We start from the raw sequence: 26,680 nt of genomic DNA, 5'->3' as shown, positions 1-26,680 counted from the left end.
GTCATTGCGCACTGCCTTCGCGACGGAGGCGGCCGGAGGCGCCGCGTTCCGAGACCGGTGACGTGATGCGCATCACTGCCGGGGTGCTTCGGGTCGGGCATACGCGATCATGACCGGATGAACGCTCGTTTCCTTGGCATCGCTGATCTGGTCGAGGCCCCGTCTGTGGCGGTCGTGGTAGACGTCATGCGTGCTTTCACTGTGGCTGCCTGGGCCTTTGCCCGGGGGGCGGAGAAGATCGTTCTTGCTGAGTCGCTGGACGAAGCCCTCGCGCTCAAAACTCGCCACCCGGATTGGGTGGCGCTCAAAGACGGTCCGTCCGCGCCCGGGTTCGACACTGTCAACTCGCCGGGGCTGATGCGGTCTTTCGACCTTGGCGGGCGGACCGTTGTGCAGAAGACCACGGCAGGGACGGTCGGCGCCCTGGCGGTCAAGGAGGCGTCGCTGGTGCTGTGTGCCAGCTTCGTGGTCGCGGAGGCAACTGCTCGGCTCTTGCGGACGAACAAGAGTGGCAGCGTCACGTTCGTGGTCACCGGCGAGGATGGGCAGGCCGATGAAGATCTGGCGTGTGCTCAATACATCGCTCGGAGAGCCACCGGCGCTGGGACGGATGCAGCTGAGTTCCTCCGCCGCGCCGGCGAGTCTCGCGCTGCCGCCGAGCTGGCGGAGGGAGTGCGTCAAGGAGTCCATCCCGATGACGTCGCACTCTGTCTTGAGCTCGACCGGTTCCCCTTTGCCATGGTGGCGACCTTGGAAGACTCGCTCATGGTCCTCCGTGCTTCAGCCGTGTCCTCGCTGACCGACGAGGCTTCGATCTGATCCCTCGTAAGGTCCACCTCTCGCCATGCGGGAGCCGGCAAATCCGGTCGAGTATGGGCATCAGTTACACGTTCCGATGACGGTGACTGCCGGTGATGACTGACGGCGTTCGTCGAGTGGGCCTCGGTGAGGAGCTCGTGCAGGGCGAGCTCGGCGCGGACGGGGGCATGGTCGCGGGCGGCGTCGAGTACGACCTGGTGGCTGGGTACGGGATCGGTGCCGTGATCGTGGGCGTGCACGGCGGGGTCGCATGTGCACAGGCCAGGCTCCAGCAGCATGTCCATGCGGGCCGGCGTTTCGTTGCGGGTGGCGTTGAGCAGGGTGCGGTGGAACGCGGCGTCCGCCTCGGGCGGCGGCTGCGGGGGAGCGGGCGTCGTGGGCCATTGCCTCCAGCGCTGTCGGGACGGCCTGCAGGTCGTCGTCGGTGTGGTGGAAAGCTGCCCGTTGGACGGCGCGGCGGGTTCCACGAGGGGGCGGACGTCGGCCAGTCCGCTCATGAGGGGCTGCCCGTCGCGAGGCCGCGGCACCTCCCGATGGTGGCGTCTTCGAGCAAGTTGCCCCCACGATGCGGGTGCCGAGGGTGTGCGTGTTCTGCCCCTGCACGCCTCTGCCGGTGCAGGACGCCAAGCGGTTCTCTGTGGAATCGGCCGAAGGACTGCCTGAGGAACTGCCCGAGTACGGATGTTGATCTCCCCCTGGTGACAGCCCGTCACGACGGAAGTCTGTCGGCAGTCGCGCAGGTGGGACAGTGGCCATTCACCGGACGAAGTACTTCCGATTGCGGTGGGGTGAGGCCTTGTCAGGGCGCTGCTTCCTGGATAGGACTGTCCGCGTAGGTGATCACCGGAACGTGCGTGTGCCGTCCGGGTGGTCATCTCGGTCGTGGTTGCCGGCTGCGCGGTGGGGGTGACGATCAGGGTGATGGCCGAGGGCGTCATCCCGTCGAGGTCTCATGGGCGAAGGGCGACGGGAGCGCCGTACCAGGTGGCCAGAGCGCCAACGGGCGGGCACGCGGACCACCGCTCACCACACCGGGTGAAGCCGAACGATCCCCTGATCCTCGAAGGAGAGTGGAGCAACTCATGAGCCATGCGCAGAACTCCGGGGTGAGCCGGCGCCGCGTTCTGGGTGGAGCGGCCGGGCTGGCCGTTGCCGCTGCCGGGCTGCGGACCGGTACCGCGTTCGCGCTGCCGACGCAGGCACTGCCCGACGAGGCCCGCCGGCACCGACATGCCGAACGGGTCACGATCACGCGGGACGACTGGGGTGTTCCCCACGTCGTGGGTGAGACCGATGCCGACGCGGTGTTCGGGATGATGTACGCCCAGGCTGAGGACGACTTCAACCGGATCGAGCAGAACTACCTCGTCGCGATGGGCCGTCTCGCCGAGGTCGAGGGCGAGAGCGCGATATGGCAGGACCTGCGCCAGCGGCTGTTCCTCGACCCGGAGGAGCTGAAGAAGGACTACGCCAAGTGCCCGGCGTGGCTGCGTTCGTTGATGCGGGCCTGGGCGGACGGGCTCAACCACTACCTCGCGACACACCCCGAGGTGCGCCCGCGGGTGCTCGACCGGTTCGAGCCGTGGATGCCGCTCAGCTTCTCCGAAGGCAGCATCGGCGGCGACATCGAATCGGTGCTGCTCACCCAGCTCGAAGCGTTCTACGACAAGCGCGACGTGCCGATGACCGACGAGGAGCGCGGTCTCGTGCAGCGCGAACCCACGGGGTCCAACGGCTTCGCGATCGCACCCAGCCACACGCGGGACGGCCACGCGCTGCTGCTGATCAACCCGCACACCAGCTTCTTCTTCCGCGCGGAACAGCATGTGACGAGCCGCCAGGGACTCAACGCCTACGGCGCCGCCACCTGGGGGCAGTTCTTCATCTACCAGGGCTTCAACTCGGACACGGGCTGGATGCACACGACCAGCGGTGTCGACAACATCGACGAGTTCGCCGAGACGATCGTGACGGGGGCCGACGGTGCCCGCTCCTACCGTTACGGCGACGAACTGCGCCCTGTCACGACGAAGAAGGTCACGCTCTCCTTCCGTACCGATGACGGCGGGGTGAAGGAGCGCACCTTCACGACGTACGCAACGCACCACGGCCCGATCGTGCGCGAGACGGACGGCAAGTGGGTCGCGTGTGCGCTGATGAACAAGCCGGTGGAGGCGCTCCAGCAGAGTTACCTGCGCACGACGACGCGGGACTATGCCGGCTATCTCAAGGTGGCGGGCCTGAAGGCGAACAGTTCGAACAACACGCTCTTCGCGGACTCGAAGGGCGAGATCGCCTTCCTGATGCCTCAGTTCATGCCGGTGAGGGACGACCGTTTCGACTATCTCAAGGCCGTCGACGGCAGTGACCCCGCGACCGACTGGCATGGCCTGCACACCTTGGACAGCATGCCGCAGGCCGTGAACCCGAAGAACGGCTGGGCGTTCAACACCAACAACTGGCCCTGGACCGCGGCCGGCGCGGACAGCCCTCACAAGGCCGACTATCCGCGCTACTTCGACCGGTTCGGTGAGAACCCGCGCGGGCCGCATGCCATCCGGGTACTGACCGCGCGCGACGACTTCACCCCGCAGACGCTGATCGAGGCCGCGTTCGACCCGTATCTCACTGCGTTCGCGCGGCTGTTGCCGGGTCTCGTGGCGGCATGGGACCAACTGCCCAAGGGGAATGGGCAGAAGGAGAAGCTGGCCGGTCCGGTCGGACTGCTGCGTGACTGGGACTTCCGGTGGTCCGCGGACTCGACCGCAACATCAGTGGCCGTGTTCTGGGGCGAGGACATGTGGGCACTCACGACCCAGGCGGCGGCGAACGCGGGATTGTCGGTGTGGGACTATATCGCCGACCGGGCCACGGACGTGCAGAAGCTCGGCGCACTTGAGACGGCGGTCCAGCGGCTGGAGCGGGACTTCGGCAGCCGGCAGGTGCCGTGGGGTGACATCAACCGCTACCAGCGCAACGACGGTGCGATCGTTCAGGAGTTCAGCGACGACAAGCCCAGCGTTCCGGTGCCCTTCACCTCCTCGCGATGGGGCTCGCTCGCCTCGTTCGGAGCGAAGGCCTACCCGGGAACCAAGCGCTACTACGGAACCAGTGGCAACAGTTTCGTGGCGGTCGTGGAGTTCGGGCCGCGGCTGCGGGCCTGGGCGGTGACGGCGGGCGGAGTGAGCGGACACCCCGACTCGCCACACTTCGGCGACCAGGCCGAACGCTATGCGCGGGGCGCCCTGCGGCCCGTCTACTTCTATCCCGAGGACCTCAAGGGGCACGTCGAGCGGAGGTACCGCCCCGGCATGTGACGGCCAGCCCGGGGCGTGGAGCACGGCAGGAAATTCCGGGCAGGCGAGCCGTACGGGTCACGAACTGACGGGTGTGAGGCGCCGGGCCGCGGGTCGGGCGCCCCACACCCGCGTCCGTCCGGCGCAGGTGAGCCCTCCTCGGGAGAGCCGCGACTCCATGGTCGGCTCGGCGTGCCCAGCATCACCTCCTCCTGGTCGTGGCGCAGGCAGCGACTTACGCGGCGGGCCCGGTCGTCGGGCGACTGTGCCCCAGCGTCGGTAGGGAGGAGTAGCAGCGTCGCGCTCGAAGTCCGCGGTCACGCTGTCGGCGCCGAATCAGGGATCACTGGACCTGGCAGCGGTCGGGCGGGACAGGAGCGCTGCGGCGCCCTCCCGGTCGGTGAGGCGCTCAGCGATGGGTGCCGTGGCCGGGAACGGGGATGGGGAGCGGAGAACCACCTCAGGCCCTCGTGTCCCCGACAAGACAGCAGTGTGTACTCCAGCCGGACCCGATGCCGGCTGGAGTACACACTGCTCGCGCGTCTGCGCCGCCCGTGCACAACGGGTGCGGAGCAACTCCGCGTCCGCGCCTCGTTGAATTGCAGATTGCCGCGAGCCGCCCTGACCGGCACGGATGAACCATTGGGCGCATGCGGGCGAATCGGGTATGGCCGGGCGGCAAGAGGGGAACGGCTGTCGGGTCCAGAGCAGCAGTAGGTGCCACTCACCTGGAGATCCGCATGACCACCGGCTCCGAAGCGCGTCAATGTCCATTCGACTTCGCCGAGGCCCTCGAGTTCGATCCGATGCTCAGACAGCTCATGAACGAGGGACCTGTCTCCCGGATCCGGCTGCCCTTCGGCGAGGGTACGGCGTGGCTCGTCACCCGCTATGACGACGTGCGGACGGTGACCACGGACCGGCGTTTCAGCCGTCATGCCGTCGCCGGCCGTGACTTCCCGCGCATGACACCCGAGCCGATCGTCCAGTCCGAGGCGATCAATCTGATGGACCCCCCGGCCGGCAGCCGCCTGCGCAGCCTTGTGTCGAAGGGCTTCGCCCCGGCGCACATCGAACGTATGAGGCTGCGTACTCAGAATGTCGTCGACGAACTGCTCGAACAGATGGCGGGACACGGTACGCCCGCCGACATCATGGAGCACCTTGCCGGGCCACTGCCTCTGATCACGATCTGTGAGGTTCTGGAGATCCCCGAGGCGGACCATGCGCAGCTGCGCGCCCACGCCCGGACGATGATGGATGTCGGGGTCGCGAACCGGGACGCCGCGGTACGGGCGAAGGCCGAGTTGCGCGCCTACTTTGCGACACTGACCGCTCAGCGTCGCAAGAATCCCGGTGACGACCTGATCAGCGTGCTGGCGACGGCCCGCGACGGCGACGAGATCCTCAATGACGAGGAGTTGGCCGTCATGGCCATGGTCCTGCTGATCACTGGGCAGGATACGACGACGTACGAGATCGGCAACCTGACCTACCTGTTGCTCACTCGCCCCGATCTGCTCGCGACCGTGCGCGAGCGCCCCGAGTTGCTGCCCGGGGCGATCAACGAACTCCTGCGCTTCATCCCCTTCCGCAAGGGGGTCGGTATCCCCCGAGTGGCCATGGAAGACGTGTCCATGAGCGGGGTGACCATCAAGGCGGGCGACATCGTGCATGTCTCGTACCTGACCGCAAACCGGGACGCGCGCAAGTTCGACCGCCCCGACGAGGTGGACCTGGAACGTTCCGGTCCGCCTCACATGACGTTCGGGTGGGGCGCCCACCACTGCCTGGGCGCTCCGCTGGCCGCCGCGGAAATCGAGATCGCCCTCGGAACGCTCCTCGAGCGCTTTCCTCGCCTCGCGCTGGCCAAGCCCGCGGAAGAGCTCCAGTGGAACGCGACATCGATCTGGCGCTATCCCCTCGCGCTGCCCGTCACCTGGTGACAGGCCGGCAGATGACCGCAGGGCCGGGCGGGGACACCGCGCGCGCGTAACACTGCGCGCCCCGCTCGACGCTGCGCGCCCGCTCGGCGCGATCGCGAGCCTGAGCGGCACGAGTCGGCTGAGGCCCCGCGCGGCCGTGAGCAGCCGACGAGGGCGGCGCCTCAAGGCCTCTCACAGCGACCGCGGGGGCGCAGTGGTCCGGCACGCGAGGGTGATCCGCCAGGCATACGCCCTGCTCGGGCCGACTGCGGGGAGTGGCGGTCCGACGTGCGACGGTGATCCATCTGGCGTACGTTGAAGTGCGCTGGCCAATCCCAGCGGCGGCGTCTCTGGCAGACCTTGCCGCCCGGCCGGGAAGCGTTGGCGACGGTCGCGTCGACCGTGTGCCCGTCAGGTATTCCACGTGCGCGCCGTCTCAGAGCGCCCAGGGCAGCAGGGGCTCCCTTCCAGGCGCTCGATCCTCAGGACCGGTCCCGGCCGCGCGTGGGGCCACCAACTGCAAGGAGTCACTCCCATGGCAGTGCTGTGCAAGCCGGCAATCGCGATACCCGAGCACATCATCACCAATGAGGAAACCCTCGAACTCGCGCGGAGGCTGCACCACGACCATCCACAACTCGACCTGGCACTGAGCCTGATCGAGAACACCGGGGTACAGAAGCGGCATCTGATCCAGCCCATCGATGTGGTCCTCACACATCCGGGACTGGATGCCCGCAGCGCCATCTACGAGACGGAGTCCAAGGCCCGCGTCCCGAAGGTGGTCCAGCGCGCACTGGACCAGGCTCAACTCGAGCCCCCGGACATCGACTTGATCATCTACGTGTCCTGCACGGGCTTCATGATGCCCTCGCTGACCGCGTGGCTCATCAACACGATGGGCTTCAAATCGCAGACACGACAGCTGCCCATCGCCCAACTCGGTTGCGCTGCAGGCGGAGCCGCCGTGAACCGGGCGCACGACTTCTGCACGGCGTACCCCGACGCCAATGTCCTGATCGTGGCCTGTGAGTTCTGTTCACTGTGCTACCAGCCGGGCGACATCGGTGTGGGATCGCTGCTCTCCAACGGGTTGTTCGGTGACGGTATCGCCGCCGTTGTCGTCCGGGGGAGCGGCGGCACCGGAATGCGACTTGAGCGCAACGGCTCGTACCTCATACCCCACACCGAGGACTGGATCTCCTACGCGGTCCGCTCCACCGGTTTCCACTTCCAGCTCGACAAGCGGGTACCGAAAACGATGGAGCCCCTGAGCCCCGCGCTGCGTGCCCTGGCGGAAGAGCACCAGTGGAACGTCGGCAAACTGGACTTCTACATCGTCCACGCCGGCGGGCCGCGCATCCTGGACGACCTGAGCCGCTGCCTCGACATACCGCCCGAGGCGTTCCGCTTCAGTCGGGCCACACTCACCGAGTACGGAAACATCGCCAGCGCGGTCGTCCTCGACGCCCTCGGCCGCATGTTTGACGAGCAGTCGGCACTAGAGGGCCACCAAGGCCTGATAGCCGGTTTCGGTCCCGGCATCACCGCCGAGATCGCCCTGGGTACCTGGGCGACGGACAGGGAGGGCTTTGCTGCCTGACCCCCAGCCGAGGGGGAACAGGCAGGAGCTGGACTCGCGGGGCACCCCGCCGGCCGCATGCCGGCGGGGTGCCCCGCGGTCGTACCCGGACACCGGGGTGCCCAGCAGCGCAACGCCGGGTGGCGCCAAGGTCGGTGACCCCGTCGTGTCGGCAGGACGCGGAGATCACGGCCGTGACGTACCACCTGGACCCGCTCTCGCAGACCGACGCGCAGAGCACACGGCCAGGTGGAACCTCGCCGCCTGAGATCGGTCTGCTTCCGTTGGAGTGAAGAACTCGATGAGCCGCTGCCCCTCCACGCCTCGACGCGAAATGGTTCTTCCGAGGCAATCATGATCGAAGGGAGCAGGATTGTGCATATGAGGCGTATCGGAACAATCCTTGGCGCCGCGGCGCTCACCATGCTGACCGTTCCGGCGAACGCCCACGCCGCAGCAGTCGCCTGCGGCGGCGGTGTGTCGACCGGCAGGGTGGCCGTCAACGGCTGCATCAGTGCCCAACGCGGCAAGGAAGGCAGGGTCTACACGCGGGAGATCACGGCGTACATCAAGGCGCGCAACACGGGGCCGAGGGCGGTGAACGTCACCTACGAGGCGTTCTTCCGTGTCGTCGACGGTGGTTACTGGGTGAAGTTGGGCAGCGGGCGCACCTACGTCCCGGCGCGTGCGACCGTCGAGCCCACGGAGGTGGGAAGTTCGACCCGGGTGTGCGCGCCCGGTGTGAAGGTCGAGATTCGCGTACACGCCCGGGCCGACGGGGGAGCCTGGAGCGGATGGTCTACCGCCGGCACGGCGCAGTGCCAGACCTGAGCGGCTGAACATGCGATGCCCGAAGGCCTGGGCCGACGGCGGCCGTTGGCGGTGCTGATCGCAGCCGGGCAACGAGGAGATCCGTCGGGCATGTCGAACTTCGGTGGCCGACCGCCTCGGTAGCTTGCCGTCCGCTACGGGGCGACAGTGCTGGTCGCAGCCCTCAACGAGTGGCTGTGGCCGGCGCTTTCCCGACAGACCTTGTGTTTGTCGTTCCGCGAGCCGCTAGGTTCGTTCGGTGGTAGCCCGCCACCAATAGCACCCGGCTCTCCAGGGGTAGGCGCCTCTGACGGCCTCTGCGGGCCACGCTTGACCTTTCTCGCCGCAGTTGTGTCACCGGCTTGCTGTAGCGGCGCGTACGGGACATCCCTCAAGTCGACCCCGGTCGCTGGGCGTTGGCGCGCAGGGCATCTTGCTCCTGCGCCTCCAAGACGATACGCATGGGTTCTTCGTCGGGCGCCACGGCGCGCCTTGGCGTCAGGGGCCTGAGGTGCTGGGCCTGTCCGGCGGCATGCGTGGAGTGTTGCGCCGCACCGGCTGCTTCGGTCCTGTTGCCGGCGTCGCTCCTGCCCGACGCGAAGGATTGGGGATCCAGGGCCGGTCTGCTCGGCGGCCTGGTTGCGGCCTCTCTTGACGGTGGCTCCGAGGGCTCCCATACTGGCGGCCAAATCGATTTGGCCAAATCGATTTGGCTCTCCGTCCAGGGCCGGATCGCGGCTGATATCCGAGCGTGCCGTACGCCCGAACGGAGCCCGAACATGCCCAGTTCCCGCCAGAGCCGGCCACCGGCCGGCGAACCGCCGACCTCCGGTCCAGCGGCCCAGTACCCGGCAGACGAGCCCACCGCCCTTCCATCCCAGAACGCCGACACCCGCGAGAGCGTCAACTCCCACCTCACGCAGACAGCCGACTCGCATGAGCGACCCCATCCCCAGAGCCATGGTCCCGAGGGGCACCGCCCCAACGGCGCTCGTCCAGATGGCGCGCGTCCCGAAGAAGCGCGTCCCGACATCACCGGGGCCGCGGCCGGCGGCGAAGGTGACCCACCCGGCGTGCACCCCGTGGACGAATCGCGTCCCCTGGGGCGGATCCTGCTCTTCGGGATCCAGCACGTCCTCGTGATGGCCGCCACCCCCATCTCGGCAATCTTCCTGATGAGCGCCACTCTCGGCCTCCGCGCCGCTCTCACCGTCGATCTGCTCTCGGCGGCCTTTGTGCTCTCCGGCGTGGGATCGCTGATCCAGTCGCTCGGGCCCTGGAAGTTCGGGCCGCGGCTGCCCTTCGTGATGCTGCCGGGCGGGGCTCCGCTCATCCTGTTCCTCGCGATCGCCGAGCAGCACGGCGTGCGCACAGCCACCGGTGCGGTGGTCCTGACGGCGGTGTTCACCTTCGTCGTACTGCCTGTCTTCTCCCGGCTGCTCGCGTACTTTCCCGCCCTGGTCATCGGCACCATGATCGTCATCGTCGGGGTCAACCTGGTGAAGGTCGGTGCGGTCCTCGTCACGGGACAGCCCGGCTCTCCCGGCTTCGCCGATCCCACCAACCTCGGTCTCGGCATGGCGACGATCGGGTTCACCATCGCCTTCTACCTGTTCTCCAGCGGCATCCTGCGTCAACTCTCCGTCATGCTCGGCCTGTTCGCCGGCACCGCGCTCGCCGCCGCGGTCGGTGCCGTCCACGGCGCAGGCGCCATGGGCGGCGGACTGGTGAACCTGCCGCACCTGATGCCCTTCGGCTCACCCGAGTTCAACCTCGTGGCCGCCCTGCCTCTGATGCTCTACAGCCTGGCCTCCATGGCCGAGGCCACCGGCCAGACCGTCATCAACGCCGAGGCCGTCGGCAAGAAGATCGACCAGCGGACCGACGTGCCGAAGACCGTCCGCGCCGACGCGCTCACCTCGCTCTTCGGTGGATTCTTCGGCCTGCCGCTCATGGTCACCAGCGGGGAGAACATCGGCATCGTCCGCGTCACCGGCGTCCGCAGCCGGTTCGTCACCGCCGCGGCCGGAGTCGTGCTCATCGTCATCGGATTCCTCGCCCCCGTCACCCGTGCCATCAGCGTGATCCCGACCGCTGTCGTCGGCGGCACCGCCATGGTCGTCTTTGCGGTCATCACCGTGCTCGGCATCCAGATGCTCGGCCGCTCCGACCTCGACAAGCACACCAGCACCTTCATATGCGCCGTCGCTCTCGCACTGGGGCTCCTGCCCATCCTCGTCCCCGGCGTGTACGGGGCGTTCCCGCCGAACGTCCGCATCCTCCTCGAAAGCGGCGTCGCCGTCGGCACGTTCGCCGCCGCTGTTCTCAACATCCTCTTCCACCATGTCAGGCCAGGCGTCGCCGCCCGTCTGACCACCGCACGCACGGAAAGCGACCGATGAACCAATCCGACCGCGATCTCCTCGCCGGCCCCGGCCCACTCCTTCTCGTACCGGGGGCGGTCCTGCTGCCCGAAGGCCCCGCCGACGGCTGGGCCGTCACGATCGACGACGGTCGCTTCGAGGCCGTCGGACCGGCGGACGAACTGCAGCGCGCACACCCGCAATGGCCGGCCGTACGGCTGCCCGGCCATCTGCTGATGCCCGGATTCGTCGACGCCCACCACCACCTCACCCAGAGCTTCGGCTCCGCGCTCGCCTTCGGGGAGCCCTCCGAGATCTTCCGCCGGGTCTGGGTACCGCTGGAAGGCGCGCTGGACGAGGAGTCGGCCTACACCGCAGCCAAGCTGGCCGCCCTCGAAGCGCTGCGCGGCGGATTCACCACCGTCACCGACGCCGGCACGCGCGCCGGTGTCGACGTCGACGTGGTCGCGTCCGCCGCGCGTGACGCCGGGATCCGCTGCGTCCTCGGCCTGGTCTGCAACGACGCGGACCAGGCGGACGCGCCGGACCACCCGGCCGTACTCGAGCAGGCCGAGAAGCACCTCGCCCGCTACGACGGTGAGCCGCTCATCCATCCGTCCCTGGCCGTCTCCATCCCCGAGGCGGCGACCGACCGCACCCTGCACGCCACCGCCCGCCTCGCCGCCGAGGCTGGGGCGGTCGTCCAGATTCATGTCAACGAGCACCTCGCCGGCGTGGAACGCTCCCTGGTACGACACGGGCTGCGGCCCCTCGAACACCTGCACAGCGTCGGCGCGCTCGGCCCCCAACTGCTCGCCGCGCACGCCACGATGCTCACGCCCCGCGAGCTGACCTTGCTCGCCGACACAGGCACCGCCGTCAGCTACAACCCCGTCGCCAGCGCGTGGAAGGGCAACGCGGTCGCGCCCGCGACCTCCATGGCCGAGCGTGGCATCCGCTTCGGGCTCGGTACCGACGGCACCCGCGGCGACGGCTTCCGGCTCGCGGAGGCCGCCGAGTTCGCGCAGCGCCTCGCGTACGGTCTGGCGACCGGTGACTCGTCGTGCGGTGCGGGCTGGACGTGGCTGGAGCGTGCCAACCGGGGTGGTGCGGACGCCGTCGGGCTCGGCGCCCGCACCGGCACCGTCGCCCAAGGCATGGCGGCCGACTTCCTTCTCGTCGATGTCGACACCCCGGAACTGGCGTTCTCCTGGGACCTGCCATGGGAACTCGTGCGACGCGGCAACCGGGACCAGATCACCGCCGTCTTCGTCGCCGGGCGACTGCGTATGTGGCACGGCCGGCCGACCGAATGGGACGGGCCCGAACTGGTGAGACGGGCGGCGGAACTGGCCCGGGCTACCGTCGCCAAGGCGAACGTCACCCGAGTGCACCCCACCTCCACGGCATCACGGGCACTGATCCGGTCACAGGAGCGGAGCGCGGCGCAGTGAGTACACAGATACTGGCGGTCCTTGCCGTGACGGTGGCCATCGCCGCCTTCGTCCAGGGCAGCAGTGGACTTGGTTTCGCATTGATCGTCGCGCCTGTGGCCGGGATCCTCGATCCGGGCCTGGTCCCGGTCTTCGTCCTCGCTTCGATGATCCCGCTCAACCTGTACGTCGCCTGGCGCGAACGGTCCTCGCTCGACCTGCGCGGCGCGGGCTGGATCACCGGGGCGCGGCTCGCCGCCACCCCGGCCGGTCTGGCCGTGCTGTGGTTGATCCCGGAACGCAGCCTCGGCCTGTTCGTGGGCGGCGCCACGGTGCTCGCGGCCGTCGCGAGCCTGACCGTGCCCGCGTTCACGCCCGGGCGGGCCGCATACGTCGGCGCGGGCGCGGTGACCGGGCTGACCGAGACCGCGACCGGTGTCGGCGGGCCTCCGCTCGCACTGGTCTACCAGCACCGGCCGCCCGCCGAACTGCGCTCCACGGTCGCCGCGTGCTTCCTCATCGGGGAAGTCGCCTCCCTGGCGCTGCTGTTCGCGACAGGGAAAGCGGAGGTCACCGAGCTCGGTCACGCAGTCGTGCTCCTGCCGGCGATCGCGGCCGGTGCGTGGCTCAGCCGCCTGGTGCATCACCGTCTGGACGCACGCAGGATGCGCCTGTTCGTGCTGGTCTTCGCCTTGGTCTCCGGGCTGGTCCTGATGCTCCGGGCCTGAACGACGTCGGGCCTGAACGAGTCCGGGGATTCAGTTCAGGCCGGCGCGTGTCGACGAGGCCCGGACGATCACCTGCGGGTTCGGGGACACCGCCACCGACGGCGTGGCGGTGTCCCCGCGCAGCCGGCCCAGCAACAACTCCACCGCGTCGGACGCCGCCTTGTCCAGGTGCAGATCGACCGCCGTCAGAGGCGGTTCACAGGTACGGGCACGCAGGCCGTCGTAGCGGGTGACGACCATGACGTCGCCCGGTACGGTCCGCCCGCTGTCCCGGATCGCCCGAACCGAGCCCACCGCGAAGGCATCGACCAGCGCGCAGACCGCGTCGACGTCCGGGTGCTCGGCGAGCAGTTCGGCGCACCGCTCGTACCCCGCCTGCTCACCGCCCGACTCCGGGACCCTCGCCACGATCGGCGTCCAGCCGTGCCGCTCGGCGGCGCGCTCGTACGCGGTGAGCGCATCGACGGATGAATGCCGCGAACCGGCGCCCACGATCAGCGCCGGCCTCACCGCGCCCTGCTCGTGCAGGTGCGCCAGCAGCAGCTCCATCACCAGATCACCGTGCAGGTCGACGTAGGGCGCGTCCTCCTCCGCAGACACCGGCCTGCCGAGCGTCACGTAGGGCAGGCCGCGCTCACGCAGCTGGGCGACCGCGGCATCATCCGCCTCCGGCTCGACCACGATGGCTCCGTCGATGTCGACGGAGTACAACGCGGAATCCGACTGCACGGGCGGTACGAGCACGAGTGCGTAGTCGTGAAGCAGCGCGCTCTCCGCCGCCGCCGCCGCGACCTCCATGTAGAAGCCGAGCCGTGACGGCCCGCCCGCCACCGCGAAGGGCATCGAGGAGGCCAGCGCAATGGCCTTCGCCTGTCCACGCCGTAGCCGCTGAGCCCGAAGGTTGGGGCGGTAGCCCAGCTCCGCCGCGACCTTCCTCACGCGCTCCCGCGTCCGCGGATCGACCTTGCCGAGCCCGTTCAGGGCGTGCGACACGGTCGTGCGCGAAACACCGGCGACGCGTGCCACATCGGCGATCGTCGGCGGCTTCGGGCCGGGGGCGGAAGTAGCCATCTGCGCGAAGACTCCTGGCTGGCGGGGACGGTGGACAGGTCCATCTTCGCCGACACGGCCCCGGCCGGGGACCGAGTCACGACACAGCCCGGCCGGGCCGGTCGAGTGCCGCGGGGATCTTTGAAATTCGACCCTGACCGGACGTCCGTGAAGTCGGGTTCGCCCAGTCCTGGCCAAAGCCGACGCCCGGGTTGGATCGCCGGTGCGCCTATCCGGGTCATGTCCGGGCGTCCCCCGAGCCAGAGACGCCCGGCAGGGGTAGGTCGTTTCGCGCAAGGTGACCTTGGGATCCATGAGGAGATCAGCTATGTACGCAGTAATCCGGCGTTACGAAGGAGTGACTGACTCCGCCGAGGCAGGACGCCGAGTGGACGAGGGTTTCGTCCCTCTGCTCCGCCAAGTCCCTGGTTTCGTGGCCTACTACTGGGTGGACGCCGGGGACGGGGTGATGGTCTCCACCAGCGTCTTTGAAGACCAGTCCGGGGCCGAGGAGTCGATCAACCGGGCGGCTGACTTCGTACGGGACAGCCTCGCGTCGCTCCTCCCCAACAGTCCTCAGGTCACGGCCGGCCCGGTTGTGGCTGCTGGTTGACTTGTACTCCCTCCTGAAGGAGGGAAATTCTGGCCGCCTGTGGGCCGGTTCCTAACCAGGGCCCGAGTGAATGTCCAGTGGGCATCGACGGGTCACTGTCCGCAGCCGCCGCATCGGTGGGTCATTGTCCGCAGGCGCATACCGCTGCGGTCGCTCCTTCGGCCGCGGGCCGGCTGGTGCAGCATTCGTCGCCGTTCACGTCGGGCTGGGCGCTCTTGCCGAGGGTGTCGGCGTCAGCCTTGACGACGTAGACCTCCCAGGGCTCCTGGCCGGGTCCGTGGACCCAGACCTTGTCCTGGACGGCGTAGCAGCAGGAGGTGTCGTTCTCCTCGAACGTCGCGAGGCCGGCGTCCTTCAGCCGCCCGGTTGTGGCGGTGACCTGCTCGGTGGTCTCGACCTCGACGCCGAGGTGGTCGAGGCGGGTTTCCTGGTCGGGCTCGCCCTCGATGAGGACGAGCTTCAACGGGGGCTCGGCGATGGCGAAGTTGGCGTAGCCCTCACGGCGCTTGGCCGGTTCGGTGCCGAACAGCTTCGAGTAGAAGGTGATCGATGCTTCCAGATCACTTACACGCAGAGCGAGCTGAGCGCGAGACATGGCAGTGCTCCCCTCAGGTTGCATTGATGTTCTTCGATGCAACATTGCGCCTTGTATCGAAGCCTGTCAACATAGACGCATGTCGAAGCAAAGACTTGTGGTGCTGGATCAGACCGGCGAGGGAGACGCCTGCTGCCCGGGGCTCCTGACCGCCCCGCTGGACGAGCCCCAGGCCGTTGAGCTGGCGAAAGTGTTCAAGGCGCTGGGCGATCCGGTCCGCCTGCGTCTGCTGTCGATGATCGCCTCACGGGCAGGCGGGGAAGTCTGCGTCTGCGACCTGACACCGGCCTTCGACCTGTCGCAGCCGACGATCTCGCATCACCTCAAGCTGCTGCGACAGGCCGGTCTCATCGACTGCGAGAGGCGCGGGACATGGGTCTACTACTGGCTGCTGCCTGAGATGACCGACCGACTTGCGGGGATCCTGAGCCGCCCGGCCGCCGAGCTGCTGCCCGCCCGCCCGGGGACTGCCGGGGCCGCTTCGTGAACACGAGCGCACCTGATCACGGCGTGGCAGGGCGCCTGTCGTTCCTGGACCGCTACCTTGCCGTGTGGATCCTCGCCGCGATGGCGGTCGGGCTCGGTCTGGGCCGTCTCGTACCGGGGCTCGGGGACACGTTGGCCACGGTGACCGTGAGCGGGGTGTCCCTGCCGATCGCGCTGGGTCTGCTCGTGATGATGTACCCGGTGTTGGCCAAGGTCCGCTATGACCGCCTCGACACCGTCACACGGGACCGGCGCCTGCTGCTGCCCTCGCTGCTGCTGAACTGGATCGTCGGCCCGGCGCTCATGTTCGCCCTGGCCTGGCTGCTCCTCCCGGACCTGCCCGAATATCGCACCGGCCTGATCATCGTCGGACTCGCCCGCTGCATCGCCATGGTCATCATCTGGAACGACCTGGCCTGCGGGCACCGGGAAGCCGCCGCGGTCCTGGTGGCGCTGAACTCCGTGTTCCAGGTGATCGCGTTCTCCGCGCTCGGCTGGTTCTACCTGACCGTTCTGCCCGGCCGGCTGGGCCTGGAGCAGACCGGCCTCGACGTGTCGGTGTGGGAGATCGCGCGCAGCGTGCTCGTCTTCCTCGGCATCCCGCTCGCGGCCGGATACCTCACCCGCCGCATCGGCGAGAAGGCCAAGGGCCGCACCTGGTACGAGGCGAAGCTGATCCCGCGCATCGGCCCCTTCGCCCTGTACGGGCTGCTGTTCACCATCGTCATCCTCTTCGCCCTCCAGGGCGACGCCATCACGTCCAAGCCTCTCGACGTGGTCCGCATCGCTCTGCCACTGTTCGCCTACTTCGCACTCATGTGGGCCGGATCGATGGCTCTGGGGCGTGCGGTCGGCCTGGACTACCCGCGCGCCACCACGCTGGCCTTCACGGCCGCAGGCAACAACTTCGAGTTGGCCATCGCCGTGGCCATCGCGACGTTCGGCGCCTCCTCCGGGCAGGCCCTGGCCGGTGTCGTCGGCCCGCTCATCGAGGTACCGGTGCTGATCGGGCTCGTGTACGTGGCGCTGTACGCCCGACGCTACTTCACCGCCCCCGCCTCGCCCGCACTCCAGGAAGATCCCGCCCGTGTCTGACACCGTCCTTCCCTCGGTCCTGTTCGTCTGCGTCCACAACGCCGGACGCTCCCAGATGGCCGCTGCCTTCCTGACCCACCTCGCCGGAGATCGCGTACAGGTGCGTTCGGCGGGCTCCGCGCCGGCCGACTCCGTCAACCCGGCCGTGGTCCAGGCGCTGACCGAGGTCGGCATCGACATCTCCGCGGAAGTCCCCAAGGTGCTCACCGCGGAAGCCGTCCAGGCATCCGATGTCGTCATCACCATGGGCTGCGGCGACACCTGCCCCGTCTTCCCGGGCAAGCGCTACCTCGACTGGCAACTCACCGACCCGGCAGGCCAGGGAGTCGACGCGGTCCGCCCGATCCGCGACGAGATCGAACGCCGCATCCGGGGCCTGATCGAGGAGATCGCACCCGAGCCCCGCTCATGACCGCACACCCTGACATCCGCATCACATCGATGCGCCCCGAGCACGCCGGTGCCGTCCTGAAGATCTACCAACTCGGCATCGACGAGGGGAACGCCACCTTCGAAACCACCGCACCCACTTGGCGGCACTTCGACGCCGCCAAACTCCCCGAGCACCGTCACGTGGCCCTCGATTCCGTCGGCTCCGTCATCGGCTGGATCGCCGCCTCCGCAGTCTCCGACCGCTGCGTCTACGCCGGCGTGGTCGAGCACTCCGTGTACGTCCACCCCGGAGTCCGCGGCCGGGGCATCGCCGGTGCTCTGCTCGGCGCCCTGATCACCTCGACCGAGGCGGCCGGGATCTGGACCGTCCAGTCCGGCATCTTCCTCGAGAACGCAGCCAGTCTCGCCGTCCACCGCAGACGCGGCTTCCGTGAGATCGGCACCCGCGAGCGCATCGGCCGGCACCACGGCGTGTGGCGTGACGTCGTCATGATCGAACGACGCAGCGAAGCCGTCACGTAGGCCGTGGGCACGATCACGCGCTTCCTCGCCCTGATGAAGCCGGATGCAGCCCTCATTGGAGCCGCTGTACCACCGGTCCGCTCGAAGTCATCCGGGAGGGGACACTTCAGCAGGCCACTCGAGTCGTCCCTGGGGCGGAGGGCCAGGAGCCGGCCGGGCGTCGCGGGCTTCGTCGCCGGCCCCACCGTGACGGTGATTCGCCCGATTGGCCGCAGTCCTCTCGCGTGCGTCGCCGGGCCGCGGTCCCGTGGACACAGATGCGTGACGACGTCCGACACAGCAGGGCGTCCGCCCCTCAGCCGTGGAGGACAGGGCATGCACATATCCGGACCGACGGCGGGCCGTCGGATCTGTGCCGCGGTCATCGCCGCGCTGGTGACCTACTCGACTGTTCTGACCGGGCAGAACCTCGCCGCGGCCGGAGGCATACCCACAGCTTCGGTACCGGCCCCGAAGCTGGACTGGAAACCCTGCGTCAAAGGCAGCCCGTACGACTGCGCGACCGCGAAGGTGCCGCTGGACTACAACAACCCAGGTCGTCGCACCATCAAACTGGCAGTCATCAAACGAAAGGCGACCGGCCCTGGTCGACGCATCGGCACCCTGCTCTTCAACCCCGGCGGACCCGGCGGGCCGGGAACGATCCAGATGCCACAGGACTACGAGTTCTTCCCGCGCGAAGTGCGCGAGCGGTTCGACATCGTCAGCTGGGACCCCCGCGGGATCGGCAGCAGCACCGCGGTCGACTGCTTCGCGACTCCCGAGGAGGCCGCCGCGTGGAACGCGAGCAAACCGGCCGGCATCCCGGTGGGCGCACAGCAGCGAGCGGCCGTGGCCGCCGCGTACCAGGACCTGTCCCGGCGCTGTGAGCGGCGTGACCCCGAGTTACTGCGTCATGTGTCGACCACTGACGCCGCTCGCGACCTCGAAGGGCTGCGCCAGGCGGTGGGCGACGCGCAACTCACCTACCTGGGAATCTCCTACGGCACAATCCTGGGCGCCACCTACGCCAACTTGTTCCCCGGCAGGGTCCGCGCCATGGTCCTCGACAGCGACATCGACCCGCAGGCATGGACGAACCACGCCTCCGACGCGGACCCCCGGCTGACCACCTTCTTGCGTATGGGCGTGGACCGCTCCGCGGCAGGGGTCCTGGACCGGTTCCTCACCCTGTGCGGATCCACGGACACCGCGGGCTGCGCCTTCTCCGCCGGCAGCCCGAAAGCGACCCGTACCAAGTTCGAACAGCTGATGCGGCGGCTGCGGGCACATCCCGTGGGTGAGTGGACCTACGGACGCACGATCGCCGACGTGGTGCCCAGCCTCTACATCGTTCACCCGCGCTGGACGGACCTCGCCGTCAGGCTGCAGGACCTCTGGCAGGGCCGCGTCGCCAAGGAGTCCTCGCTTCCGCCTCCGCCGCCGGTTCCGCATCCGGATCCGTACCTCGGCGAGGAACAGGCGGCTGCGGTGCTCTGCGGCGACAGCCCCAACCCGCGTGACGCCGCCGCCTACCCCGCCCTGGAAGAGGCCGCCGCCGCACGTGCCGGTGACGCCGGACGCTTCTGGACCTGGGCCACCATCGGGTGTGCCTCCTGGCCGGCCGTCGCGGCCGACCGCTACCGGGGTCCGTGGAACAGGCCGACGGCACACCCGGTCCTGCTGGTCGGCACCAAGTACGACCCCGCCACTCCCTACGCGGACGCGCAGGCGCTGGCCGGGGAACTGGCCGACGCCCGCCTGCTCACCCACGAGGGGTACGGTCACACCGCCCTGGTCAACCCCAGCAGCTGCGTGAAGACGTACGAGAGCCGGTACCTCATCGACGGCACGCTCCCGCCGGCCGGAACGACCTGCAGGCAGGACAAGCCTCCCTTCCCCGCGCCCAAACCGGTCGGCGGCGTCGCCACCGGCGGCGGTGGGACGGCCGGCACCGTCCACTGAGTCGGGCCACAGCCCCCGGCCTGGGCGCGTGACGACTCGATCGAGATCCAGAACGCTGATCGATCCACGAACCAAAAAGGGAACCGGTCCCGTCTGAAGGGGTCTGGTCCGATTCGACTTGGGTCCCAGGCGGACCGGTCCACCTCTGTCGGTCTGGGCCTCATCCTCTGGCGGCGGCGACGCTCGAGCTGTCCATGTAGTCGCGGGCCCGCGTGATCAGTCCGTTGCGGATGTGGAGTATCAGAAGACCGGGGACGGTGAAGCTGGTGTGTCTGGTCGGCAGCGTTCCCACCACGACGTGCTCGGCGATGATCATTTCGGGATCGGCGGTCTCGTAGGCCGCGATCTTCCTGACCTCCTGCACCTGGACGGGGCTTGTGCCCCAGGCCGCCCGGTATCCCGCGCGTACTGCCTCGCGTCCCTCGTAGAGAGGAGGGAAACCGGGAGAGGTGAAGGGGAACTCGTGCACCGCGTCCATGGCATAGAGATCGGCGAGATCATCCGGGGACTTGTCGAGCATGGCCTGGTAGTAGCGGTTCAGCACCTCGCGAGGGGTGCGAACCGCAGGTGTTTCCGCATGCGACACAGAGGCCTCCATTCGCTCAACACTTGTTGACCCCTTCACCGTAGGGTCGGGGGAAAGTTCGGTCAACGGCTGTAGAGTGAATCGGTGTCCACTCCTCGCCAGTCCCGCGCCGACCGTCGCCGAGCGACCGAGGCGCGCATCCTCGACAGCGCCCGGGAGCTGTTCGCCGAGAAGGGATTCGATCGCACCACCATCCGCGCCGTGGCGACTGCGGCGAGCGTCGACCCGGCTCTGGTCATGCAGTACTTCGGTTCGAAGCGCGAGCTTTTCGCCCAGTCCGTGCAGGCGTTTCCCGTACTGACAACAAGTGCTGACACCGACGCGCTGGTCGATCAGCTGCTGGCCACGCTCGGCCTCAAGCTCGGCGGCCTTCCCGAGGGCACGCTGGCGATGATCCGCTCCATGCTCACCGATCCGGCAGCAGCCGAACACGTCCGCGCCGCCCTCGATCGTCAGATCGACAGCGTGAGCGCCGCCCTGCCCGCGGCCGAGGATCCGGAGCTTCGCGCCGCACTGTTCGTCACCGCCTTGCTGGGCGTCACCATCGGCCACCAATTCCTCGGCCTTGCCGCTCTTCGCGGCGCCTCGCCCGACCGCATCGCCGCCCTGCTGCGCCCGGCGTTCCAGGCACTGGCAGGACCCCCCAGCTGAAACGGGCGGCGCTGCCGGTGCGTGGTGCCGCTGGGGCGCGTCAGTGGGCTGGTGCAGTACCAGGCGCTGACCGTGCTTCCGCAGTCCGCCGGACCGGCGAGCCCGACGGAGGGGCAAGGCCACCATGGGCTGCGCGCTGCCCACCCAGGTGAGCCGGCGGGCATGACGTCGGGTCCATCGGTAACGGGCGGATGGAGGGACTCGCACCACGAGCCGCTGCCATCCCCTCGACGACGACGTAGGAAGCGCTCCGGAGTGACCCCGGTGTGCTGGGGCCACCGTCGGCCATGTCACGGCGACTGCCACGCACGTTCGCGGTGCGGTCGGCCGATCCGCCGCCGGGGGGTGCAGTTCCTCAGGAGTGCCGTCGTCTGCCCGCTACGCCGTGTACCGGCGGATTCTTTGCGCGCGCCGCATCCATGACGGCGCTTTGCTGCGAAACATGTACGTCGGTGGGCGCCGATCGTGGCGGGCCACTTGGAGCGGGCGCGAAGCGCCGGAAAGGAACTTGGCCGAGCGCTGGGAGGACGAGCCATGGTGGAGAACCGACGACGGTCCGATGAGCCGCTGCACTGCCTTGTGACCGGGGCCTCCGGGTACATCGGAGGCAGGCTGGTCCCGGAACTGCTGGCGGCCGGTCACCGGGTGCGCTGCATGGCCCGCTCGCCCGGCAAGCTGCGTGATCATCCCTGGGCCGGTGACGTCGAAACGGTGCGCGGTGACGTTCAGGACGCGGAGTCGGTCGCTGCCGCTCTGCGCGGTATCCATGTCGCCTACTACCTGGTGCACTCGCTCGGCTCCGGTGCCGGTTTCGAGGCCGCCGACCGCCGCGCCGCCGAGATCTTCGCCGCGCAGGCGCACGCCTGTGGCGTCCAGAGGATCGTCTACCTGGGCGGACTCACTCCCCGGGGCGTCCCCGAAAGTTCCATCTCCCCACACCTGCGTTCCAGGGCCGAAGTCGGGCACGTCTTCCTCGACGGACCGGTCCCCGCGACCGTTCTGCGGGCCGCCGTCGTGATCGGCTCCGGCTCCGCCTCCTTCGAGATGCTGCGCTATCTGACCGAACGTCTGCCGGTCATGGTCACACCCAGTTGGGTCCACACCCGTACCCAGCCCATCGGGGTGCGCGACGTACTGCGCTACCTCGTCGGCTCGGCCACCATGCCCGCCGACGTCGACCGGGCGTTCGACATCGGCGGGCCCGAAGTGCTGACCTACCGCGAGATGATGTGCCGCTACGCCACCGTGGCCGGACTGCCGCGTCGGCTCATCGTGCCGGTTCCGGTGCTCACCCCGAGGCTGTCGAGTCACTGGGTGGGTCTGGTCACTCCGGTGCCGGCCGCGCTGGCCCGGCCGCTCACCGAGTCGCTTCGGTACGAGGTTGTCTGCGGCGAACACGACATTGCCACGTATGTGCCGGACCTTCCGGGTCGGCCACTGGCGTTCGACGAGGCGCTCTCGCTGGCACTGCGCCGGGTCCGGGAGGCCCAGGTCGTCACCCGCTGGTCCTCCGCCTCTGCTCCCGGCGCCCCCAGCGATCCGCTGCCCACGGACCCGGACTGGGCGGGAGGCAGCCTCTACCAGGACGAACGCCTGAGCGCGGTGGACGCCTCAGGAGAAGCCCTGTGGAGGGTGGTCGAGGGGATAGGCGGGGAGAACGGGTGGTATTCCTTCCCGCTCGCCTGGGCCGTGCGGGGCTGGCTGGATCGGTTCGTCGGCGGTGTCGGCCTGCGGCGCGGACGCCGCGACACCGAGCGTCTGCGGGTCGGCGACTCACTGGACTTCTGGCGGGTCGAGGAGATCGAACCCGGACGGCTGCTGCGTCTGCGGGCGGAGATGCGTCTGCCAGGTCTCGCCTGGCTGGAGATGCGGGTCGAGAGGGATCCACAGGGCGGCACTCGCTACCGGCAGCGCGCCCTGTTTCACCCGCGGGGTCTGCTGGGACACGTCTACTGGTGGCTCGTCCTCCCGTTCCACACCCTCGTGTTCGGCGGCATGACACGCAACATCACCCTCGCCGCGGTCAAGGGTGCGCAGGCGCGCGTCAACGGAACACGCACAGTCCGCATCCGTGGCGGCCACCGAACGAGAAGAACCTCGCAGCAATAGACACCGCTTTTCCCCACCGCAACAGCAGCACTGCACCAGGAGAGATCCCATGACCGTCGCGGTCGTCCTGTTCACCTCGGACCTGCGCACGCACGACCACCCACCCCTGCACGCCGCGGTCGCGGCGGCGGACGAGGTGGTGCCGTTGTTCGTGCGTGATCCCGGTATCCGCGAGGCCGGCTTCGCCGTGCCCAACAGGGACGCGTTCCTGGCCGACTGCCTCGCCGACCTCGACGCCTCGCTGCGCGGCCTGGGCGGTCGGCTCGTCCTGCGGTCGGGACCCGTTGCACCGGAAGTGTGCGCCGTCGCGGCGGAGTCCGGGGCCACACAGGTCTACATGGCGGCCGGTGTCACCGGCTACGCGCACTGCCGCGAACGACGACTGCGCGACGCACTCCGCCGCCAGGGCGTGACCCTGCGCGTCTACGAGGGAGTGGTCACCGCGGTCGCTCCCGGTGCGGTGACTCCGGCCGGCTCCGATCACTACGCGGTCTTCACGCCCTACTTCCGTCAGTGGTCGAAGGAACCCCTGCGCGCGCCCCTGCCCGCGCCGCGCGCCGTGCGCGTACCCGACGGGGTGCGCGGCGAGGCGCTGCCGTCCCGCACGCGAATGTCCGGCGTCTCGCCGGGGCTGTCGGCCGGAGGCGAAACGGCGGGACGCGAAAGGTTCGCACGCTGGTGCAGGGCCGACCTGGCACGTTACGAGGAACGGCACGACGACATGGCCGGTGACGCGACCTCCCGGCTTTCGCCCCACCTCCACTTCGGGAGCCTTTCACCGGTCGAACTGATCCACCGGGCACGGGGCCGCGGCGGCCCCGGCGCCGAGGCGTTCGTGCGGCAGGTGTGCTGGCGCGACTTCCACCACCAGGTGCTGGCCGCCCGCCCGGACACGGCCCGCCGCGACTACCGCCCGCGGCACGACTCCTGGCGGACCGAGAAGGACGCGGCGCAGGACATTGCCGCCTGGCGCGACGGCCGCACGGGCTACCCGGTGGTCGACGCGGCGATGCGCCAACTGCGCCACGAGGGCTGGATGCACAACCGGGCCCGGCTGCTGGCGGCGAGCTTCCTGACCAAGTCGCTGTACGTGGACTGGCGCATCGGAGCGAGGCACTTCCTGGATCTCCTCGTGGACGGAGACATCGTCAACAACCAGCTCAACTGGCAGTGGGTCGCCGGGACCGGCACCGACACACGCCCCCACCGAGTGCTCAACCCCGTACGTCAGGGCAAGCGCTACGACCCGGACGGCGATTACGTACACCGGTGGGTTCCGGAGCTGGAAGGGGTCGCGGCCGACCGCGTGCACGAGCCCTGGCGGTTGCTGCCGGACCAGCGCGCCGCCCTCGACTACCCGGCGCCACTGGTCGACCTCGCGGATGGGCTGGCGCGCTTCAAGCACGCCCGCGGCCGGGACTGAGGACCGCTCGTGCACTGGCTTTTCGGAGATCAGCTCGGGCCCCACTTCCTCACTCCTGGGGAGGACGGTCCCGGCCGGAACGACCCTCTCCTCATGATCGAAGCGCGCTCGGTGTTCCGGCGGCGTCGGTTCCACCGGGCCAAGGCACACCTCGTGCTGTCAGCGATGCGGCACCGGGCCGCTGAGCTGGGCGACCGCGTGACCTATGTGCGCGCCGCCACCTACCGGCACGGAGTGGAGCGCGCGGCGCGAGGACGTCCGGTGACCGTGCATCACCCCACTTCGTACGGCGCGCTGCGACTGGTGCGGTCGATGCCTCAGGTCAGCGTGGGACCGGCGCGGGGATTCCTGGTGCCGATGGCGGACTTCGCCGCCTGGGCGGACGGCCGGGGCGATCGGCCCTTGCGCCAGGAGGACTTCTACCGTTGGGTGCGGCGCGGACATGATCTGCTCATGGCGGACGGCGACCGGCCGACGGGCGGGCGGTGGAACCTCGACCACGACAACCGGCAGCCACCGCCACGCGATGCCGAGACTCTGCGGATCGACCGTCCCTACCGGCCGCGCGAGGACGCAATCGACGACGAGGTCCGCCACGACCTGGACCGCTGGGAGCAGGACGGCGACGTGTCCTTCGTCGGATGTGACGGCCCTCGCCTGTTCCCTGTCACACGGACCGAGGCACGTGCGGCGCTGGACCGCTTCGTCGACCGCCGGCTCGACACGTTCGGCCCCTACGAGGACGCGATGCTCGCCGCCGACCCGGTGATGAGTCACAGCCTGCTGTCGTCCTCCCTCAACCTCGGCCTGCTCGATCCCGCCGAGGTCGTGGAGAGGGCTGAGGCGGAATGGCGCGCCGGGCGTGCCCCGCTCAACAGCGTGGAGGGCTTCATCCGGCAGATCGCCGGGTGGCGCGAGTACGTGTGGCAGCTGTACTGGTACTTCGGCGAGGAATACCGGCACTCCAACGTCCTGCGCCACACCCATCCGCTGCCCGACTGGTGGAACGACCTGGACGCCGCTGCGGTCGAGGCGCGCTGTCTGCGGACCGTCCTTGCCCAAGTACGTGACACGGGCTGGACGCATCACATCCCCCGTTTGATGATCCTTGGGGGATACGCCCTCCAACGCGGCTGGGAACCCGCCCAGGTCACGGACTGGTTCTGCCGCTGCTTCGTGGACGGCTACGACTGGGTCATGGTGCCCAACGTCGTAGGGATGTCGCAGTACGCGGACGGAGGCCGGATGACCACCAAGCCCTACACGTCCGGCGGCGCCTACATCGACCGCATGAGTGATCTGTGCGGGGAGTGCGTCTACCGGCCACGTGAGCGCACGGGGGAGCACGCGTGCCCCTACACGGCGGGTTACTGGACTTTCGTCGACCGGCACCGGGCACGGCTCGCCGGCCTTCACCGGACCGCACGGGCCGTATGGCAGCTGGACCGGCTCGCGGATATCGCCGAGGTCCGCCGGAGCGTACGCGCACGTGGTGACGCACCCCCGTGAAGCCTCCGCCTCAGGACCTGTGACCTGCATTTCCGGCGACACTGGTTGGTGAGTCGCCGGCGGCGAGGGGGTGCCGCGGCAGGGGTGCCTCGGCCGGAACGGAAACCAGAGTGGTGTCGGTAGGGTGAGCAGGTGGACCACCGTGAACCCAAAGAGGCACCCGCATCCGGCAGTTCTGCCGCAGGCGCAGAGTACGGAGCGGCCACGTCGCACCCGGACTTGCTTGCCCTTGCCGTGGAGCTGCGCCGTCTCAACGGTGAACTCAACCGGCTCGTGCACGCGTTCGCGGTCGGCCAGAATCTGCACCCCACGGATGTGCAGGCACTCGCGGCCATCCTGGACTCCGAAACCCCGCTCACTCCGAGCCTGCTGCGTCAGCGGCTGGGACTCACGTCTGGCGCGATCAGCGCGTGTGTGGACCGGCTGGAGCGTGCGGGTCACGTCAAGCGGGTGCGCGAGAGTGCAGATCGAAGGGTGGTGCACCTGCATTACCTGCCCACTGCGCAGGTGAAGGCCAGAAGGCACTTCGCTCCTCTGGCTGAAGCGACTGACCGGGTCCGCCGGCGCTTCAGCGAACCTGACCTGGCCCTTGTCCTGACATTTCTGAATGCCCTCAACGAGGAACTCGCCGAGACCGGGAGCGGCCGTCAGATGTAGGCGCCGCTGTCCGCATCCGATCGGTGCCCCTGGGCCGAACAGCAGGCGACAACCTGGCCGAGCACGCATTACTCAATCATTAAGATACTTT

General features: G+C 69.0%; 22 protein-coding genes. 19 read left to right on the top strand and 3 right to left on the bottom strand.

Going from position 1 to position 26,680, the window contains the following annotated elements; genetic code table 11:
* Window positions 1-117 precede the first annotated feature (117 nt).
* From OHO83_RS01860 to OHO83_RS01820, 8 genes are all read left to right on the top strand, one after another.
* Window positions 118-819, top strand: coding sequence for a 2-phosphosulfolactate phosphatase (locus tag OHO83_RS01860; RefSeq protein ID WP_266679588.1), 702 nt, complete (start codon window positions 118-120; stop codon window positions 817-819).
* 1,082 nt (window positions 820-1,901) lie between these two features.
* Window positions 1,902-4,136 carry a penicillin acylase family protein gene (locus tag OHO83_RS01850; RefSeq protein ID WP_266679590.1) on the top strand — a complete coding sequence of 745 codons (2,235 nt, stop codon included), beginning with the start codon at window positions 1,902-1,904 and terminating at the stop codon, window positions 4,134-4,136.
* A 719-nt stretch (window positions 4,137-4,855) separates the two neighbouring features.
* A complete protein-coding gene (locus OHO83_RS01845) occupies window positions 4,856-6,061 on the top strand; it encodes a cytochrome P450 (protein WP_266679592.1) in 1,206 nt (401 codons plus the stop codon).
* 514 nt (window positions 6,062-6,575) lie between these two features.
* Window positions 6,576-7,643 carry a type III polyketide synthase gene (locus OHO83_RS01840; RefSeq protein ID WP_266679594.1) on the top strand — a complete coding sequence of 356 codons (1,068 nt, stop codon included), beginning with the start codon at window positions 6,576-6,578 and terminating at the stop codon, window positions 7,641-7,643.
* Window positions 7,644-8,003: 360 nt separating this feature from the next.
* Window positions 8,004-8,453 carry a hypothetical protein gene (locus OHO83_RS01835; RefSeq protein ID WP_266679596.1) on the top strand — a complete coding sequence of 150 codons (450 nt, stop codon included), beginning with the start codon at window positions 8,004-8,006 and terminating at the stop codon, window positions 8,451-8,453.
* A gap of 1,052 nt (window positions 8,454-9,505) precedes the next feature.
* Window positions 9,506-10,834 carry a uracil-xanthine permease family protein gene (locus OHO83_RS01830; RefSeq protein ID WP_266679598.1) on the top strand — a complete coding sequence of 443 codons (1,329 nt, stop codon included), beginning with the start codon at window positions 9,506-9,508 and terminating at the stop codon, window positions 10,832-10,834.
* Window positions 10,831-12,249, top strand: a complete 1,419-nt coding sequence (locus OHO83_RS01825; protein ID WP_266679600.1) for an amidohydrolase family protein — start codon at window positions 10,831-10,833, stop codon at window positions 12,247-12,249. The genes OHO83_RS01830 and OHO83_RS01825 overlap by 4 nt, the downstream gene beginning before the upstream one ends.
* A complete protein-coding gene (locus tag OHO83_RS01820; RefSeq protein ID WP_266679602.1) occupies window positions 12,246-12,956 on the top strand; it encodes a sulfite exporter TauE/SafE family protein in 711 nt (236 codons plus the stop codon). The genes OHO83_RS01825 and OHO83_RS01820 overlap by 4 nt, the downstream gene beginning before the upstream one ends.
* 30 nt (window positions 12,957-12,986) lie before the next feature.
* Here the strand turns inward: OHO83_RS01820 and OHO83_RS01815 are convergent, their stop codons facing one another.
* Window positions 12,987-14,027, bottom strand: a complete 1,041-nt coding sequence (locus OHO83_RS01815) for a LacI family DNA-binding transcriptional regulator (protein WP_266679604.1) — start codon at window positions 14,025-14,027, stop codon at window positions 12,987-12,989.
* A 307-nt stretch (window positions 14,028-14,334) separates the two neighbouring features.
* Here OHO83_RS01815 and OHO83_RS01810 point away from each other — a divergent pair, with 307 nt between their 5' ends.
* Window positions 14,335-14,619, top strand: coding sequence for a hypothetical protein (locus tag OHO83_RS01810; protein ID WP_266679605.1), 285 nt, complete (start codon window positions 14,335-14,337; stop codon window positions 14,617-14,619).
* A gap of 121 nt (window positions 14,620-14,740) precedes the next feature.
* On the opposite strand, the gene OHO83_RS01805 is transcribed toward OHO83_RS01810, so the two are convergent.
* Window positions 14,741-15,214, bottom strand: coding sequence for an ArsI/CadI family heavy metal resistance metalloenzyme (locus OHO83_RS01805; RefSeq protein ID WP_266679607.1), 474 nt, complete (start codon window positions 15,212-15,214; stop codon window positions 14,741-14,743).
* Between the two features lie 79 nt (window positions 15,215-15,293).
* On the opposite strand from OHO83_RS01805, the gene OHO83_RS01800 reads away from it, so the two are divergent.
* The 5 genes from OHO83_RS01800 to OHO83_RS01780 all read left to right on the top strand — a co-directional run bounded on the left by OHO83_RS01800 (window position 15,294) and on the right by OHO83_RS01780 (window position 19,654).
* Window positions 15,294-15,701, top strand: coding sequence for an ArsR/SmtB family transcription factor (locus tag OHO83_RS01800; protein ID WP_266679609.1), 408 nt, complete (start codon window positions 15,294-15,296; stop codon window positions 15,699-15,701).
* Window positions 15,702-15,724: 23 nt separating this feature from the next.
* Window positions 15,725-16,795: an ACR3 family arsenite efflux transporter gene (arsB, locus tag OHO83_RS01795; RefSeq protein ID WP_266679611.1), complete on the top strand. Its 1,071-nt coding sequence runs from the start codon at window positions 15,725-15,727 to the stop codon at window positions 16,793-16,795.
* Window positions 16,788-17,207: an arsenate reductase ArsC gene (locus OHO83_RS01790; protein ID WP_266679613.1), complete on the top strand. Its 420-nt coding sequence runs from the start codon at window positions 16,788-16,790 to the stop codon at window positions 17,205-17,207. The genes arsB and OHO83_RS01790 overlap by 8 nt, the downstream gene beginning before the upstream one ends.
* Window positions 17,204-17,710 carry a GNAT family N-acetyltransferase gene (locus OHO83_RS01785; RefSeq protein WP_266679615.1) on the top strand — a complete coding sequence of 169 codons (507 nt, stop codon included), beginning with the start codon at window positions 17,204-17,206 and terminating at the stop codon, window positions 17,708-17,710. The genes OHO83_RS01790 and OHO83_RS01785 overlap by 4 nt, the downstream gene beginning before the upstream one ends.
* Before the next feature lie 315 nt (window positions 17,711-18,025).
* Entirely contained in the window at window positions 18,026-19,654 is a 1,629-nt protein-coding gene (locus OHO83_RS01780; RefSeq protein WP_266679616.1) for an alpha/beta hydrolase, read from the top strand.
* Between the two features lie 160 nt (window positions 19,655-19,814).
* Here OHO83_RS01780 and OHO83_RS01775 read toward each other — a convergent pair whose 3' ends face one another.
* Window positions 19,815-20,198 carry a nuclear transport factor 2 family protein gene (locus tag OHO83_RS01775; protein ID WP_329431709.1) on the bottom strand — a complete coding sequence of 128 codons (384 nt, stop codon included), beginning with the start codon at window positions 20,196-20,198 and terminating at the stop codon, window positions 19,815-19,817.
* Between the two features lie 126 nt (window positions 20,199-20,324).
* On the opposite strand from OHO83_RS01775, the gene OHO83_RS01770 reads away from it, so the two are divergent.
* From OHO83_RS01770 to OHO83_RS01750, 5 genes are all read left to right on the top strand, one after another.
* Window positions 20,325-20,891: a TetR/AcrR family transcriptional regulator gene (locus tag OHO83_RS01770; protein WP_266679620.1), complete on the top strand. Its 567-nt coding sequence runs from the start codon at window positions 20,325-20,327 to the stop codon at window positions 20,889-20,891.
* Between the two features lie 534 nt (window positions 20,892-21,425).
* Entirely contained in the window at window positions 21,426-23,000 is a 1,575-nt protein-coding gene (locus OHO83_RS01765) for an SDR family oxidoreductase (RefSeq protein WP_266679622.1), read from the top strand.
* Between the two features lie 49 nt (window positions 23,001-23,049).
* Window positions 23,050-24,423 (top strand): cryptochrome/photolyase family protein, encoded by a 1,374-nt coding sequence (locus OHO83_RS01760; RefSeq protein WP_266679624.1) that lies wholly within the window; start codon window positions 23,050-23,052, stop codon window positions 24,421-24,423.
* Window positions 24,424-24,432: 9 nt separating this feature from the next.
* On the top strand, window positions 24,433-25,932 hold the full coding sequence (locus OHO83_RS01755) for a cryptochrome/photolyase family protein (protein ID WP_330278498.1): 1,500 nt from the start codon (window positions 24,433-24,435) through the stop codon (window positions 25,930-25,932).
* Between the two features lie 132 nt (window positions 25,933-26,064).
* The gene (locus tag OHO83_RS01750; RefSeq protein WP_382473675.1) at window positions 26,065-26,589 is read left to right on the top strand and encodes a MarR family winged helix-turn-helix transcriptional regulator; all 525 of its coding nucleotides are present in this window, start codon (window positions 26,065-26,067) and stop codon (window positions 26,587-26,589) included.
* Window positions 26,590-26,680 lie beyond the last annotated feature (91 nt).

The organism is Streptomyces sp. NBC_00569 (assembly GCF_036345255.1).
Lineage (GTDB): Bacteria > Actinomycetota > Actinomycetes > Streptomycetales > Streptomycetaceae > Streptomyces.
The sequence above is the reverse complement of the archived record's forward strand: the minus strand, read 5'-3'. Positions and strand labels throughout refer to the sequence as shown.